General features: G+C 57.8%; 18 protein-coding genes. 2 read left to right on the forward strand and 16 right to left on the reverse strand.

Annotated features, from left to right (window positions below):
- Positions 1 to 96: 96 nt before the first annotated feature.
- From ACI5FR_RS14140 to ACI5FR_RS14200, 13 genes are all read right to left on the reverse strand, one after another.
- Entirely contained in the window at positions 97 to 822 is a 726-nt protein-coding gene (locus ACI5FR_RS14140) for a polysaccharide deacetylase family protein (RefSeq protein ID WP_405455230.1), read from the reverse strand.
- Between the two features lie 58 nt (positions 823 to 880).
- Positions 881 to 2,047, reverse strand: coding sequence for an MGDG synthase family glycosyltransferase (locus ACI5FR_RS14145; RefSeq protein ID WP_405455232.1), 1,167 nt, complete (start codon positions 2,045 to 2,047; stop codon positions 881 to 883).
- Positions 2,044 to 3,480: a HAMP domain-containing sensor histidine kinase gene (locus tag ACI5FR_RS14150; protein ID WP_405455234.1), complete on the reverse strand. Its 1,437-nt coding sequence runs from the start codon at positions 3,478 to 3,480 to the stop codon at positions 2,044 to 2,046. Before ACI5FR_RS14150 ends, ACI5FR_RS14145 begins: the two co-directional genes overlap by 4 nt.
- Positions 3,477 to 4,154 (reverse strand): response regulator transcription factor, encoded by a 678-nt coding sequence (locus ACI5FR_RS14155; protein WP_405455236.1) that lies wholly within the window; start codon positions 4,152 to 4,154, stop codon positions 3,477 to 3,479. The genes ACI5FR_RS14150 and ACI5FR_RS14155 overlap by 4 nt, the downstream gene beginning before the upstream one ends.
- A 222-nt stretch (positions 4,155 to 4,376) precedes the next feature.
- Positions 4,377 to 5,219 carry a Gfo/Idh/MocA family oxidoreductase gene (locus tag ACI5FR_RS14160; RefSeq protein WP_405455238.1) on the reverse strand — a complete coding sequence of 281 codons (843 nt, stop codon included), beginning with the start codon at positions 5,217 to 5,219 and terminating at the stop codon, positions 4,377 to 4,379.
- 185 nt (positions 5,220 to 5,404) lie between these two features.
- Positions 5,405 to 5,566, reverse strand: a complete 162-nt coding sequence (locus tag ACI5FR_RS14165) for a hypothetical protein (protein ID WP_405455240.1) — start codon at positions 5,564 to 5,566, stop codon at positions 5,405 to 5,407.
- The gene (locus ACI5FR_RS14170) at positions 5,559 to 6,572 is read right to left on the reverse strand and encodes a TIR domain-containing protein (RefSeq protein ID WP_405455242.1); all 1,014 of its coding nucleotides are present in this window, start codon (positions 6,570 to 6,572) and stop codon (positions 5,559 to 5,561) included. The genes ACI5FR_RS14165 and ACI5FR_RS14170 overlap by 8 nt, the downstream gene beginning before the upstream one ends.
- A 14-nt stretch (positions 6,573 to 6,586) precedes the next feature.
- Complete coding sequence (locus ACI5FR_RS14175) at positions 6,587 to 7,405, reverse strand: arylamine N-acetyltransferase family protein (protein WP_405455244.1); 819 nt, start codon at positions 7,403 to 7,405, stop codon at positions 6,587 to 6,589.
- Positions 7,406 to 7,573: 168 nt separating this feature from the next.
- Positions 7,574 to 8,812 (reverse strand): DUF445 domain-containing protein, encoded by a 1,239-nt coding sequence (locus ACI5FR_RS14180; RefSeq protein WP_405455246.1) that lies wholly within the window; start codon positions 8,810 to 8,812, stop codon positions 7,574 to 7,576.
- A 208-nt stretch (positions 8,813 to 9,020) separates the two neighbouring features.
- The gene (gene tatA, locus ACI5FR_RS14185; RefSeq protein ID WP_405455247.1) at positions 9,021 to 9,215 is read right to left on the reverse strand and encodes a twin-arginine translocase TatA/TatE family subunit; all 195 of its coding nucleotides are present in this window, start codon (positions 9,213 to 9,215) and stop codon (positions 9,021 to 9,023) included.
- Positions 9,216 to 9,251: 36 nt separating this feature from the next.
- Entirely contained in the window at positions 9,252 to 9,980 is a 729-nt protein-coding gene (gene tatC / locus ACI5FR_RS14190; RefSeq protein WP_405455249.1) for a twin-arginine translocase subunit TatC, read from the reverse strand.
- Entirely contained in the window at positions 9,980 to 11,701 is a 1,722-nt protein-coding gene (locus tag ACI5FR_RS14195; RefSeq protein WP_405455251.1) for a GMC family oxidoreductase, read from the reverse strand. Before ACI5FR_RS14195 ends, tatC begins: the two co-directional genes overlap by 1 nt.
- Before the next feature lie 69 nt (positions 11,702 to 11,770).
- Positions 11,771 to 12,544 (reverse strand): gluconate 2-dehydrogenase subunit 3 family protein, encoded by a 774-nt coding sequence (locus tag ACI5FR_RS14200; protein WP_405455253.1) that lies wholly within the window; start codon positions 12,542 to 12,544, stop codon positions 11,771 to 11,773.
- A 166-nt stretch (positions 12,545 to 12,710) separates the two neighbouring features.
- On the opposite strand from ACI5FR_RS14200, the gene ACI5FR_RS14205 reads away from it, so the two are divergent.
- Positions 12,711 to 13,091 carry a c-type cytochrome gene (locus ACI5FR_RS14205; protein ID WP_405455255.1) on the forward strand — a complete coding sequence of 127 codons (381 nt, stop codon included), beginning with the start codon at positions 12,711 to 12,713 and terminating at the stop codon, positions 13,089 to 13,091.
- 83 nt (positions 13,092 to 13,174) lie between these two features.
- Here the strand turns inward: ACI5FR_RS14205 and ACI5FR_RS14210 are convergent, their stop codons facing one another.
- From ACI5FR_RS14210 to ACI5FR_RS14220, 3 genes are read right to left on the reverse strand one after another with little or no spacing between them, the layout of a single operon-like run.
- Positions 13,175 to 13,870 carry a hypothetical protein gene (locus ACI5FR_RS14210; protein WP_405455257.1) on the reverse strand — a complete coding sequence of 232 codons (696 nt, stop codon included), beginning with the start codon at positions 13,868 to 13,870 and terminating at the stop codon, positions 13,175 to 13,177.
- Positions 13,870 to 14,763 carry an ABC transporter ATP-binding protein gene (locus ACI5FR_RS14215; RefSeq protein WP_405455259.1) on the reverse strand — a complete coding sequence of 298 codons (894 nt, stop codon included), beginning with the start codon at positions 14,761 to 14,763 and terminating at the stop codon, positions 13,870 to 13,872. Before ACI5FR_RS14215 ends, ACI5FR_RS14210 begins: the two co-directional genes overlap by 1 nt.
- Entirely contained in the window at positions 14,760 to 15,131 is a 372-nt protein-coding gene (locus ACI5FR_RS14220) for a GntR family transcriptional regulator (protein WP_405455261.1), read from the reverse strand. The genes ACI5FR_RS14215 and ACI5FR_RS14220 overlap by 4 nt, the downstream gene beginning before the upstream one ends.
- A 153-nt stretch (positions 15,132 to 15,284) precedes the next feature.
- Here ACI5FR_RS14220 and ACI5FR_RS14225 point away from each other — a divergent pair, with 153 nt between their 5' ends.
- Complete coding sequence (locus tag ACI5FR_RS14225) at positions 15,285 to 15,485, forward strand: hypothetical protein (protein ID WP_405455263.1); 201 nt, start codon at positions 15,285 to 15,287, stop codon at positions 15,483 to 15,485.
- Positions 15,486 to 15,492: the final 7 nt, after the last annotated feature.

Below are 15,492 nucleotides of genomic sequence, written 5' to 3' on the forward strand. Positions count from 1 at the left end.
TCCCTCATGATCTCAACCTGTATTGTAAACGATCCGGCGCCGAGATGGTAGAGTGCGAGTCTAAGGATCCGACATTAAAAAAGCCGGGAGAACCGGCTAGGACGCAAAAGGTCCCGATTGCCGTTCCGCCTGGCTTCCGATCTCATCAATTCTGACGAATGCCATGTTCGCCGGGCAAACTTGGTCGAGAAACAGCTGAAGCGCTTGAAGCATATGCCGAGGCGCGTCCTCATCGGCGCCCAGCGTCTCGCCGCTGTCATGCAGCACGATGATCGCTCCTTCCTTGCAAGCCTCGAGCAGCCGTTCCTTGATCGTATCGGCCCCGGCGGCGCTTACCCAATCTCCCACGATCACCGACCATAGGATAATGCGGTACCGCTGCAGCAGCCAAAAGTCAAACAGGTTGAACACTCCCCAAGGGGGCCGATAATGAAGCGGCTTCGACCCGATAATGTTCTCAATCGTATAGGCGGCACGATTCAACTGCTGCCTGACCGTCCATGGGGACATGATCGCATTCGAGCGGTGGCTGTAGTTATGTATGCCAACAAGGTGGCCGTCCTCGTGCATTCGGCGGATGAGCTCCGGATACTGTTCGGCCTTTGCGCCCAGGACGAAGAATGTCGCCTTGATCCGGTATCGCTTGAGCAGGTCGAGCAGCTGAGGCGTGAACCTAGGGTCGGGACCGTCATCGAACGTCAACGCGATCCCGCGCCCCGTTTGTTCTTTATGTGCGCCGACCCCCAATCCTCGGATGACCAGAGTCGGGATTACCGTATAGACGTTTACGAACACGATCAAAATCCAAAACGCATGCTTCATCTCGCCATCTCCCGTTTGTGTAAAGTGTTATGAGAGGCATGCAACATCCGATAGACCATTACCACGAGGGCTGGAGCTGTTCGACGGAGCGATAGCTGGCCTCGTGCTGAAGCTGCCACAAACGACGCACCGCATCAGGGGCGGCGTGTTTTCTCTCCAGCTCCATCGCCTTCTCTTGCATCACCCGCAGCCGCTCCGGATCGCGGATGAGGCGGTCGATCATGTCAGTCAAGGAATGGCCCAAATTGGCTTCGGCCGCCACCCCCGAGTGGACTAGAAATCTCGCGTTATCCTCCTCTTGCCCGGGCAATGCATTGTACAACACCATGGGCAGCCCCATCGCCAGCGCTTCCGAAGTCGACAGTCCTCCCGGTTTCGTCACCAGCAGATCGGCTGCGGCCATCAGTTCCGCCACATAGTCGACGTAGCCTTTGACATGGATCGAATGCTTCGATCGCCGTGCTGCCTCCCCCAATCTCATCTCCACGGCCCGATTGCGGCCGCACACGATGACGAGCTGCAGCCGGCAGGACAGCCGCTCCAGCCCGCGGACGAGGGCAACGGCGTCCCCGAACAATCCGTACCCCCCGCCCATCCACAGCAATGTGGGCAGCTCCGGATCCAGCCCGTGCTTTTGCCGGATGAGCGGCTTGTCGTAAGACTCGCGGAAGTCCCGGCGGATCGGGATACCCGACGCTTCGATGTGTTTCGGGCCGATCCCCTTCCCCGCTAAGCTGGTCTTCACATATTCCGATCCTACCAAGTACAAGTCCGTATGCGGGTAAATCCAATGATTATGGTGTGAATGATCCGTGATGACCGTAGCCGTTCTCGCGTCAGTCAGCCCGTACTGCTTCAGAATCGACATCGCTCCCGCGGCGAGGGGAAACGTGGAGACCACGAGGGCAGGCTTCGCTTCCCGCAAGAGCCGCACGAGGCGGGAGCTGCCTAGGCGGTTACCTTTCTTGAGCAGCTTGGACAGCGTATTTTCATTTTTGGTCGCATTATAAATATAGCCGTACACGGAAGGGAACTTCTTCATCCCATGCAAATAAAGAGAACGGCTGATCCGGTGCAGGTAGGGATGTGTCCATTCCGTGTAGTCGACCAGGTCGATCTTCACATCGGGGTGAAGCTCGCCCGCGGATTGAACGATCGCACGGGCCGCTTGTTCATGACCATCTCCGTAGCTGCCCGATAAAATCAACCATCTGTTCTCGCTCATAGGCGTCTCCTTTCTTCATCTGGATCTCCAGCAGGGAACATCAGCCGGACCCGAGTTCGGACTCCCTCTTCGCTTTCAATGGCGATTTCCCCGCCGTTCAGCTGCACAAGCCGCTTGGCGATCGACAGGCCGAGACCGGAGCCGCCCTTCTCCCGGCTGCGTGCTTTGTCCACTCTATAGAACCGGTCGAACACGCGGGGCAGCTCATCTGCCGGAATCCCAATGCCCTGGTCTACCACGGAAATGCTCAGCCGACCGTCCCGCAGTTCTCCGACGAGACGAACCCGCTTACGATCCTCCGAATACTTGACCGCATTGTCGAGCAGGATGAGCAGGATTTGCTCCAGTTGGCGGGCGGCTGCCCGTATCGTGCATGCAGCCGGGATGGCGCTCAGCTCCGTATCGAATACAAAATCAGGGTGGAGAACGCGAAACAGTCGCGCTGCATGCTCGATCGACTCGGTCGGCTGCAGCCGCATAAGCGGAGCCGGATCGGCATCATTCTCCGCCCGGTTTAGCTCGATCAGCTCGCGAACGATGACTTCCAATCGCTCGATCTCCTGCAGCGAGACGGCCAGCGACTTGTCCAAAACCTGCGGATCGTCCTTTCCCCAGCGCAGCAGCAGGCCCAGATGGCCCTTCACGATCGAGACCGGCGTCCGCAGCTCGTGCGAAGCGTCCTCCACGAACTGCTTTTGCTGCTTGAACGACGTCTCCAGTTCGCTTAAGAGCTCGTTGAACAATCCGGTCAGCCGGCTGAACTCATCGTTCGCGCCGTGGTGTTCGACCCGCTCGTGCAACCCTCGCCGTTTGACATTCTGGATCGTCTCCGTCAAGGAATGGATCGGCCTCAGCAGCTGCCGTACAAGCATTAGACTGCCCAAAGCGCTCAAAAACAAGCCGAAAATGCCCGAAGCGATCATGACCCAGACGATCATGCCCGTCAGCCTCTCGAACGGATCGATGTTATTCACGATCTCGATCGTGCCGCGGAACACCCCAGCCTCGAGGGGGCTGCGCATCACGAGCCAGCTTTCATCTCCATGTCCCATCGTCGTCAGCTCCGTCTGCGATACCGAACGCGGTGCCAGCTTATCCGTATGAAAATGGTTCGAAACAGTAATTAGAGGATTCCCCTCGGCGTCCAAAATACGGATCATCTGGTTCCTCTCGTTCATTGTAGCCAGGAAGCTGCGGCTGTTCAAAAGCTCGGAGACGTTCATGCCCGATTGCTTGTCGCGGTAATAGTTTTGGAGCTCCGCCATACTGCGCTGGATCGCCTGCTTCTCTTCGTTCAGCATCCATTGCGTGACGGTAATATATTGCGCTACATTATACGCGGCGAACAGAACGAACAGCGTAATGGAAGACCAGAGCGCCATTTTCCACTTGACGGGCAATCGCGTGAGCCAGCGTTGGATCACCTGTCTCATCGCATGACGTACCCGATGCCGCGGACGGTGTGGATTACACTTTCTTCACCGGGCGTATCCAGCTTGCTGCGCAAATAGCGGATATACACATCGACTACGTTCCCAGCGACTTCCGCATCGAATCCCCATACTTTGTCCAGCAGCGTATCGCGCGACAGGACGATGTTCGGATTCTGGGCGAGGAAGACGAGCAGATCGAACTCCCGTCTCGTTAACTCGAGCGGCTGGTCACCCTTCGTCGCCGTTCGGGCTTCCACATCGATGCGCAAGTCGGCAATCGTCAGCACTTGATGGGACGGCGCCCCCTCCGCCCGCTCCTGACGCCGCAGAATGGCACGGATCCGCGCGAGCAGCTCCTCGAACGCGAACGGTTTCGCAATGTAATCGTCCGCGCCGAGGTTGAGACCGGTCACCCGGTCCGTGACGCCGTCCCGCGCCGTCAGCATTAGAATCGGCGTATTCTTGGCCTCCCGGATTCGCCGGCACACATCGAGGCCGTTAAGCTTCGGGAGCATGATATCCAGTAAGATGAGGTCCCATTCCTGCCGCAATGCCAGCTCCAATCCGGATATTCCGTCATACGCGACGGTTACGGCGAACGACTCGTGCCTCAGCTCCAGTTCGATGAACATGGCCAAATTTTTTTCATCCTCGATCAGCAACACCGATTTCATGGTTCCACTTCCTATCCGCGCTTACCTAACTGTACACGATCAACATGAGAATTTCATGAGAACAGGCTCCTTTTCTCTATTTTCTCCCATCCGGGCCGCTCTAGCAACCCGCCCCCCCCGGTGCTCGTATCGGCCTAATAAAACAGGAAGAACCTGGAGCGCGTTGCACGGCTCCAGGTTCTTCGTTCATACAGGGTTGATCTTCGATCTGCCTATCTGCGATTAAGCCCGAGGCATGTCCACCCACTGATGAGGCGTATGCATCGCCTTGATTCCTTGCTCGATGACCGTGATGATGGCTACCGTTTCCCTCGGATCCACATTCGACTCGCCGGTCTCGAAGAACTTCACGAGATTGGCGATGAACAGCTGGAAGAAGTTGGACTCCGGCTTCACGACCTTCGCCTGTCCCGACGCGTAGTTCAACACCATGCTGAACGGGACTTCCGGGCCGAACTGATTGACCGTCGCCTGTCTCCCGTCCCCGAAGGCGAGCAGGAGCGCCGGCGAGTGGGCCGTGCCGGTGTACATGACGCGGCGGACGTCCGTCCCCATCAGCGAGATGATCGGCTCGATCTGGTGGATGCTGTAGTTGTCGAGCCGCCCGGGACCGAGGCTGCAGATCGTCTCGATGCCGGTACGGTCGGCCTCCATATACTCGGTTGCGAAGCGAAGTGCAGACGTGGAATACATCGGCGTGCCGTGCTTTTCGGCCGCTTCGAACAGCTGGAGCGCAGTTTGACGGTCAGGCGCGAACGTCTTGTCGATGTATGTCCGCTTGCCGGATTGAAGCGGCAGCTCCGCCAGCTCCGCGTGGAATTCCGGATTGTCCGGCGACAGGACGATCAAGTAGTCGCTCTTCTCTACGACCGCGTCGATCGTCGGCAACAGCTCGATCCCCTTCTTCTCGCACCAGGCCGCATTCGTCAGTCCTTTGGGCGAGTCGATCTTCCCGTACGCATAAGCCACCTTCATCGTTCCGCCGGAAGCGGCTTCGATCCAGGCCGGGTATTTCTCCGCATGCCATTCTTCTAGGAAATAATCGATAAATCCGATCGTCTTCATCCGACCCACCATCCTCATTGGAGTTCTTGTTCATTTTGTCAGCTTCATTCGGCAGAAGGTTCCAAAGCCTATTATAGCAGAATGCGTGCCGCCCTGTGCAAGAAAGAAAATGTTCTTCTCTGCGAATCGGGTACATGTAAAAAAGCGACCCAGAGGGTCGCTATCGGATTATAGGGCTATAAGGACTATCGGGCGAACGACGGCTTGTTGTACACGGCCTTCTTCTCGAACACGACCATGTATTCCTTATCCGCCCCGCCGTTAAGAGAAGGAGCCACGACCTTGCGGGGGCTCTCGGTTCTCTTCGCCGCATTCGCACCGCCCAGCTTAGCTTGTCGCTTATTCATGTGCATCCCCTCCGAATAAATAGTGTACCGCGTCGAGCAAATCGCGGTTCTCCTCTTCGACTCTCGAGAGATCGTCGGGAGAGACGAGATACGGTACCGTCACATGCATCGTCATGACCAGCTTCCTACCCACAGAATAACACAGCAAATATTCATAAGCAATATGCTCCTTGTAGAGCAGGAACTGCACCTTGTCGTTCAGGAAGGCATCCAGCACGCCGATGCGCTGCTCGTCCTGGCGTCTCGAGTCGTAAGCGCGGAAGGAATAAAACCGGCCTTTGCCTACGTTGCCCGCCACCTGCCGGATGCCTTCGTCGCCCTCAGGCACCCAGACGGCCGCTCCTCGGAGCCGGCCCCCCTTCAAGGAGGAGATGTTGTAGCAGAACCGGAACGCCTCGTACAGCTTCTCATAGGCTGCCGGCTTCGGGGCGTTCACTTCCAGGAGCGCATGGATGAACTCGAGCACTTGCTGCTTCCGCTGCAGCTTCTCCTCGACCGCCTGCAACTGGACGCTCGGATCGCGATAGGAGCCCAGCTCCCGAATTCTGGCGATGATATGGGAGCAGGCGATGTTGACCGCGGCCCGGTTGTTGCGGTCGTGCCGGATCTCATAGTGCAGCAGGGTCAAGCCGTTCAGATCGGAAGGGATGTGAAACCCGTCGATCCGGGTGCCGCCCCGTTCCGATTCGGTCTCGGCGGGAACGATGAAGAACACCCGCTCGCGCTTCAGGCGGCCCCAGAACATGCCGAGCTCCAGCATGCTGTTGTCGCGGGGCGACAAGTAGACCTTGTCCCGCAACATCACGACATCGTCGGGGGAGAAGATGAACACCGCGAAATCGCTCGTCTCTACTTGCCGCTCCAGGTCCTCCATCGGATACCGGCCCGCGGTGAAGGCCGCCGGCCAGGGCGTCACCTCGGCGTAATAATGCAGAAGCTCGTGCACGGCATTGACGAGCTCCAGCGCTTCCCGGGACGATCCGATGAACACTTTCGGCTTCTCCACGGTCAGCCTCCCTTCTACGCCCGCTCACCCGACGGAACGGACGGAGCATACTCCGTCACGATGCCGAAATGGGTGCGCAGCGCTTCGTGATAGGCCTCCTTCGAGTCGGGAGTGAACGTCTTCACACCTTCCGCAGTGAATATCCGGAACTCGCCGGCTGCAATCGTATTGCGGCCTTCTCGCGTGCGGATCGCCACCATCGGATTTTTGCGGAAGATCGAGTCCGGCGCGTGCTCGCACCAATAGGAGGGCATCAGGAAGTCCTGGGGCAGCTGCGGCTCCTCGGTGAACGAGTAGATGCGCTGCCACTCTCCATGCTTCAGCTCGCACAGCAGCCAGCCGAAGTACGGATCGCGGTCCATTCGATAGGTCTCGCTCCCCTGAGGCTGCTCGAGCCCTTCCTGCAGCAGCACCGGAAACCGCGGAACGATCCCGCCCACTCCGACGTCGCTCAAGTAGGCTTTCCCGTCGATAACGACGTGGAGCACTTGATGGCGGCGTTTCGGCGGCGGGTTCGGCTCGTCGCGCCAGAAACGCGCCATCAGATCGGTCACCTCGTAGCCCAGCTCCCGCAGCAGCCAGCCGAACAAGGCGTTCAGCTCGAAGCAAAATCCTCCCCGGCGCCGGTCGACGATCTTGGCCTGCAGATCGGGGATGTGTAGCGAGAGCGGCACTCCGTTCAATATATCGAAATTCTCGTAAGGTACCGCATGCAAGTGCGCGTCCTGCAGCCGGGACAAAGCGTCCAGACTGCCGTCGAGCGGGCCTTCATAGCGAATGCGGTCCAAATAGGCTTGTACTTCCGGTTTGAGAGATGAAGATTCCTTCGTCATCGAATCGGCTCCTTCTCGGCATCTGTATCCCAGACGTATTCGACGTTGGTGCACAAATTCCTCTCCCGAGGGCTAAAACCGCAAAGTGACGCGGGCCTTCGCTAAAAAAGCACGATCCGGTCCGGGAGTGAGCCTCCCCATCCGAATCGTGCTCTGGCATCATGGCGGCTATAGCTGAATCAATGTAAGCGCAATGCCGACGATAAAGCCGCAAAGCGCCCCGTTGACGCGAATCCATTGCAAGTCCTTGCCCACCTTCTCTTCCAGCATGCGGACGAGGGAGGCGTCATCCATCTGATCGACATTCTCCTTCACCAGTTGGCCGATCCGGTAATGGTTCGTCTCCACCAGATGGATGATGTAGGCGGTCAATCGCGCCTCCCATGCGGCGATCAAGTCGGCATCCCGGCTAAGATGCCGCACGACGGCGGAATAAGCCGCGAACAGCCGTCTTCCGCCGCTCGAACGCTCTGCCTCGAGCATGTCCAGCGCAAGCCGGCGCAGGTCCTCGAGCCGCTCGAGCAGGAACCGCTCCCCCGCTTCGCCTTCGGCCAGGGCAATCGCCCATTCCTTGATCCTGTCAAGTCGCGTCTCGTCGTCGACCAGCTGGAACAGCTGGACGCGCAGCTCCCGGAGCAGCTTCTCCCGGTGCACATTGTCCTCCTGCTGCAGATCGCGAAGAGCGGAGAGCAGCATGTTTTGCAGGACGCTGCCGAGCTTCTCCTCGTCCATGAAGCCCGCGAACGCCTGGATCGCGAACCCCATGAACCCGCCGAGCTTCACTTCATTGATCTTTTCGCTCGCGATCCGTCCGAGCAGCGCCTGAGTTTCCGGCCGGGCCGCCCATCCGCCAGCCTCCCCCAGCACGTAATCAAGGGCTTTGGCGTCGTAGCCGTCCGTCAGCGCACGCGTGACGAGCGAGTCGGCGGCTTGCTTCAGATCGAGCTGGCGCACGAAGGCTGCTAGGCCGGACCGGATGAGCGGCACGAAGCGCTCTAGCGGTAAACGCGTCACGAGGCCGATCGCGACGTCGGCCACTGTGCGGCGAACGGACTTCCGGCCCATTAATACGTTCAGCTTGTTTATGGCGGCGCGGAATAAGTTCCACTTCTGGAGCTTGCTCTCGATGCTCTCTTTATTGAGCAGCTCGTTCTCCATGGCGGAGACGAGCGACTGGACGATCCGATTCTTGTTGCGCAGCAGCAAGGACGTATGCGGAATCGGAATGCCGAGCGGATGCCGGAACAGCGCGGTGACCGCGAACCAGTCCGCGATGCCGCCTACTAGGCCGGCCTCGAACCCGCCCTTCAGCAGCTCCGTCCACCAAGTGTGCGGCAGGAACAGGGTCGCAATGAATCCGCAAGCCATCACGGCGAGCGACAAGCTGGCTATGTATCTGGATTTCATCGGGAACGACCTCCCATCTATCTCTAGTAAACAGGAAACAAGCACCAGAATCATACTCTACTCAGAGCAAAAAAGCAATTACCCGCGCTTCCCGGAATCGGCAAACGCGGTCGTAACGCGCTGGCCTGCACCTTGCGAGTAATTGCTTTTGTGTTGCGGCCGCCTGAATCCCAAGCTCAGTTCGCCTCGCTACCGGCTCAGAATCGGCTCAGCTAAGCTTCTTGATGTCCGAACCCGTTTCCGACGACTGATCGTCATCCACGATATTGCGAGTTGAGTTGCGGAATTCTCTCAATGTATCGCCGAACGCCCGTCCGAGCTGAGGCAGCTTGGCCGGCCCGAACACGATTAGCGCAATGGCCAGGATAATGATCAATCCGGACACGCCTATATTGTTGAACATGGTGGATCGCCTCCTTTCGCCATTTTATTAACGACATTAAATATTTGAAGCGCTGCGTCGAATCGCAACCCACTGCCGGTTCGCCACGAATACGCTGAGCTCGAACAGCAGGATGAGCGGCACCGTGACCGACAAGTGGGACACCATATCCGGCGGCGAGATGCACGACCCGGTAATCGCGAGTCCGAGGTAGGCATACTTGCGCGTCGCCTTGATCCGGCTCGGCGAGAGCAGCCCGATCCGGGTCAGGAACAGCATGACGACCGGCAGCTCGAAGGCCACCGCCATCGGGAACACGATATCGAACAGGAAGGCGAAATACCGGTCGATGCCGTACGTTTCGGTCGCGCCGATCGATTGATTCATTTTCTTCATAAACCGGAGCATCATCGGGAATACGACCCAGTAGCTGAACGCCATGCCGGTCACGAACAACCCGAAGGCGGCCGGAATGTACGGCCACGTGCTTCTAGCCTCCCGGCTCGTCAGGCCGGGGCGCACGAACGCCCAAGCCTGGTGCAGCAAGACCGGCAGCGTGAATAGCAGCGCGACCAGCAGCGCGCACTTCATATAGATCAGAATCCCGTCCGTGAACGAGAAGACGTTCCACTCGATGTGAGCCGCCGACGGCCGGGATTTAATAAACCGCAGAATGGAAGGCGATATGTACAGCCCGGCGCACAAGGTCGCGATGAACCATCCCGCCACGAGAATGAGCCGCTTGCGTACTTCGGTCAAGTGGGCGATCCAGTCGTCCTGCTCCATCAGACGAGCATGCCGCCTTCCTTCATGTACTTAGAGACACCTTCCGCACAGCGGTACGCAAGCGCCCCGACCGTCGCGGTCGGATTATAGCCGCTGTTGTGAGCGAACGCAGATGCTCCGACAACGAACAAATTCTCCGCGTCCCACATCTGCAAGTACGAGTTGACCGCCGAAGTAGACGGATCCGCCCCCATGATAACGCCGCCCGTATTATGCGTCGATTGGTACGGCACGATATTGTACGGGCCGAGCTGGTCCGAAGAGCCCATCGTCGTCGGGCCCATTTCTTTCATAATCTCCGTCGTTTTCGTGGCGATAAACTTGATCATTTGCCGGTCCTGCTCCTCGAAGTCGAACGTAATCCGGACGAGCGGCAGACCGTACACATCCTTGTATGTAGGATCCAGGTCCAGATAATGGTGGCGAAACGGCAGGCTGGAGCCTTGGGCGCTGACGGACAGCACGCTGTTCGCATATTGAAGCGACTTTTGCTTGAAGTCCTTACCCCACCCGGGCGTCCCCTTCGGCACCGAGTTCGTCGCGATCGGACGCTGGCCCGTCTGCGATATCCGAATGCCGGCTCCATGCAGGAAGTTCAAGCTGCTGTGGTCGAAATTGTCGCCGTTGTAATCGGGAATTTCCATGCCGAGCGAACCCGCGCCGGCGAACAGATTGAACTGCTTCTCGTCGAAAAATCCGGTCGCCGCACCACCGTTCGTTTGGTAGCAATAGTTTTTGCCGACGACGCCCTTCCCCGTCGCCGGATCGTACGGCTTGCCCAGCTTGGATGTCAGCAGCAACCGAACATTATTGAATACATAGCTGGCCAGGATGACGATATCGGCCGGCTGTTCGAACTGCTCGCCGGTCACCGTATTCACGTAGACCACGCCGGTCGCTTTCTTGCCGTCGTTCTTCACCGAGACGACGTTCGAGTACGTGCGAAGCTCCAGGTTGCCGGTTTTTTGCGCGACCGGAAGCACCGTTACGACCGGATCGGCCTTCGCGCCGTATTCGCAGCCGAACCGCTCGCAGTAGCCGCAATATTGGCACGGGGCCCGCGTAATGCCGTCGGGGTTCGTATATTGCTCGGACAAATTCGCCGAAGGCATCATGTAGGGATGATACCCGAGCTTCTTTGTCGCATCCTCGAACATTTTCAGCACCGGCGTTTTGATCATCGGCTTGGTCGGGAACGGACTGGACCGCTTGCCCACCAGCGGATTTTGCTCCTGATCGCCGGAGATGCCCGCCATCTTCTCGAACTTGTCGAAGTACGGCTCCAATTCGTCGTACGTGATGCCCCAGTCCTGCAGCGTCATCGCCTCCGGGATTTTCGCCTTGCCGTACCGCTCTACCGTCTTGCTGTAAATCTCGAAATCATAGGGGAGGAACCGGTACGTCTGTCCGTTCCAGTGAATGCCCGCGCCGCCCAACCCTTCCCCGAGAAGGAACGAGCCGTATTCGCGCATCGGGACGGCCGCCATTTTGTCGGTATTGCGGAACGTGATCGTCTCCCTGGACAAATCCTGCATGAGATCGTACCGCTGCGCATACCGCAGCTCGTCATGCACCATATAGTAGTCTTGCGTGCTGCGCGGCTTGCCCCGCTCGAGTCCGACGACCTTCACGCCTTGCTTCGTCAGCTCCGCCGCGATGATGCCGCCGAGCCAGCCCATCCCGACGATGACGACCGGGACCTTCGGCAATACTGTTGCCATGTGCCATGCCTCATTTCTGCTTGATGTTGGGAGTGATACAGCTCGATAGCTGCCCGTTGCGAACGGGGACTAGTGGGTGACGAAGTGGTCGTGCAGGGAGCGAGGCTCCAAAGCGACGAAATCCTTGTCCATAATGCCCGTGTAGCTCATCTGGTTGCCCGGATACTTGCGCATCTTCCAGCCCATCATATTTTTGTTGCCGCCATAGAGGGGGTCGGAATAAACGCCTTCGATCGTCAGCATCCGCAGCAAATTGAAGAACGATTTGCCGGTCACTCCGTTCACGACCATAATCTCGCCTTTCTCCATGGAGGCGAGCAGCGCGTCCTTCTCTTCATCGGTCAGTTCGATGAACGTTTTGCCTCCATACTTCGACTTGCTCGCATCCTCCAGCGCCTGCAAGCCCATCGTGAACACTTCGTGCCTGGGGATGCTCTGGTAATCGCCTTGGGTTGCTTCGCCTCGTACGAACGGGCCCATCCTATATTCGCGGGCGTTGTACCCCCAGGGGCTTGCCATCTGATGGTCGATATAGAACGCCACCCCCAGCTCGGATGCGCCGGGTCCGTTCTCGTCCTTCGGGTAAATGCGCTCCGCCGCCGCCTCGGTAATCTGCAGCTGCGCTTGGGTGAAGAACATCGGCGCTTGGTTGTAATCGGCCGCAGGCGGCACTTCCGGAGCGGCGCCTTGGCCGCCGTCCGGCGCTTTGGTCTTGTTGTAGCTTCGGCCAATCGCGCCGCCGATCACCCCGCCGACGACTACGCCGCCGATCGCCGCCCCGGATACTTTCAGAAATCGGCGTCGGGACTCGTCCGCGGGTTCATTCCTGCGTTCATCTGCCATCGTTTCCAGCCTCCTTCTTGTTATGTAAATGTTGGTTTGTGCGTATTGTGTTCAACTCGGTCCTCTCTTATACAAGTAGACGGAGCCAGCCCCATGTATGATTTTGTCCCTTGAGGGCAAAGTATAGGCAAGTTGCATCTCACAACCTCAAAAAGGAGCGGCTTCCATGAAAAAAACGTTGATCCTTTTGTCCATGCTGCTAGCGGTTTCGGTCACCGCGTGCGCCAGAAAAGACGGGACGACAACGCCATCCCCGGCCCCGGCCGGATCGCCGGCGGCATCGCCTGCAGCTTCCCCGGCGGCGAGCCCGGGCGGCACCACAGCGGCGGCGGGGCAAACGATTTACAAGCAAAATTGCGTCAGCTGCCACGGCGACAACCTGCAGGGCGGTGTAGGACCGAATCTGACCAAGGTCGGCGGCAAGCTGTCGAAAGACCAGATCGTGACCGTCGTGTCGAACGGCCGAGGCGCGATGCCCGCGTTCAAGGGCAGACTATCGGATTCGGACATCGGCTCGATTGCCGATTGGCTGGCTACCCAGAAATAAAAATAAACGTACCCTCATGCGGTCCGATAACCGCAATGAGGGTACGTTTATTTTGAGGGCGGTAATTCGTTGCTAAGCTTGGGTCACACGGTCGCTCTGCGGAGGAGCGAATAGGAAGCCGCCAGGAAAACGGCAGTAGGCAATAACGTCCAATTTGCAAGCCCGAGCATCGAATAGTCCGACACCCAGTGAGCCAGATCGGCCCACCATCCATAGTACGTGGCCGCGTAACCGATTACGGTGAAGGCCAGCGCGAGGATCAGGAAGAAGGCATACATGCCGTTACGCCCGAACTTGCGGTAAATGCTGGAGATCGTAAAGCCCGCATAGAACAAAAAGAGGAGCAGCAGCAGGTAGATCCATAATTGGGCGAGTACGTTCCCGTCGGAGAAGTAAGGCAAATCGAAGAAATGCAGATTCACGAACCATCCGTCCGTCGCATTCTCGATGAAGGCTAGAAGGACGAGTGCGATCGAGATGAATACACTGACGGATCCGATCGCTATCGCGGTTCCCCAAAAAAAGTCTTTTCTCCGCACATTGAATCCGAGTGCGAACGGGTACATCTGAACGAGCGAGACAATGCCCCCCACGAAAAAGTAGACGAACATAGAAGATAGGCCCCCGGTCGTAAGACCTTCCTCTTCCATCGGGGCAATCCCCGCTATAAGCAAATTGATGACGAAGCTGGACAGAAGGATCACCCAGGGAAGAATGATCCAGGACCAACGATCCTTCAGGTGCATCCGAGCGACGGACAACATATATCGATTGATCATTACACCTCTACCGCCTTCCGATTGGACTCGTTCTTAGTCATATAGACGATCAACTGCTGCAGCGATACCGGAGCCAGCTCAAGTCCGAGCTCGGCCGCGTATTTGCGGTCCTCCGGCTTCAGCCGGCCGATGCCGGCCGCCGTGGCCAAGCCCCCGAGCGACTCTCGATTCAGCACCGTCCTCCCGGCCATGAATGCCTCCACGGCAGCCGATTGCCCGGCAACGGCGAACGCGCGGTCCCGCAAGGCGTCGGCGTCTTCGTCGATGATCAGTTTGCCGCTGTCCAGGACGAACACGTGCTCGAGCAGCCGGCTTACTTCGTCGATCAGATGCGTGGAGAGGATGACCGTCCGCGGGTGCTCGGCGTAGTCTTCGAGCAGCTTGTCATAGAACAAGCTGCGGGCTACCGCATCGAGCCCCAAGTACGGCTCGTCGAAGATCGTGAGCGGCGCACGGCTCGCGAGCCCCACGATGATGCCGACGGAGGAGAGCATCCCTCTCGACAGCTTTTTCATTTTGCGCTTCAAGGGGAGACGGAACGCCTCCGTAAGCTCCAGCGCATACTCGCGGTCCCAGTTCGGGGATGTATAGGCCGCAATGTCCAGCACATCCTGAACCCGGTACGTTTCCGGATATTTTTGGCTCTCCTTGATGAAGCAGATGCGGCTCAGCACACCGGCATTCTCGTACGGCTCTTCCCCGAATACGCGCAGCTCTCCGCTCGTGGGGAACAGCTGGGCGGTCAGCATGTGCATGATCGTAGTCTTGCCCGCGCCGTTCCGGCCCAACAGTCCGTAGATTTTGTTCGGCTCGATCGTGAGGCTGATCTCGTCTACCGCTTTAAACTCCCCGTAAGCTTTGGTCAATCGCTTCAATTCGACGATCTGGTTCATCGACCCGTCTCCCCTCTCCGAATCATTTCCGACAATTGATCCGCCGTAATCCCAAGCTTCTGCGCTTCCTGGACCATCGTGACGACATATTGTTCATAAAACTGCTCTCGCCGCTTCTCCAAAATTACCGACTTTGTCCCTGACGCTACGAACATTCCAATCCCTCTCTTCTTATAAAGAATGCCTTGATCGACCAGCAAGTTGACCCCTTTGGCAGCGGTAGCCGGATTGATCTGGTAAAAGCTCGCGAATTGATTCGTAGAAGGCACTTGGGACTCCTCGGGCAATCGCCCTTCCAGAATGTCGTTCTCGATCCGCTCCGCAATCTGTACGAATATCGGACGGCTGTCGTCCATTAGAAAACTCATCGTCTCACCGCCTTGCCTCTCAGTTTGTTGGTTAGTTACTCATGTAACTAACTATATAAGCAATAAACCTCAAAGTCAACCCTAATTTTACAATTGGGCGTTTTATTGCTATTTTGTAGGTAACTGACTCCATACGAAAAGCAGGTGAATGTCGTGATCCCCTATATTCTGCTTATTGCCCTGTTCGTCCTTGTCGCCGCCGTCTCCACCGTTCTAGTCGGCGTATCCAAGACGAACCGGGAAGGCAACCCGGACTACGAGCGCAGAACGACCGGCAACATGGTCCGATTGACGAGCTTTTACGTCCTGGCGGCGATTGTCGGAATTGCGATTTTGCTGTATATTTTGTTCTGACTCGTCC

Origin of the sequence: Paenibacillus sp. HJGM_3, assembly GCF_045062745.1 — a bacterium.
Lineage (GTDB): Bacteria > Bacillota > Bacilli > Paenibacillales > NBRC-103111 > Paenibacillus_AA.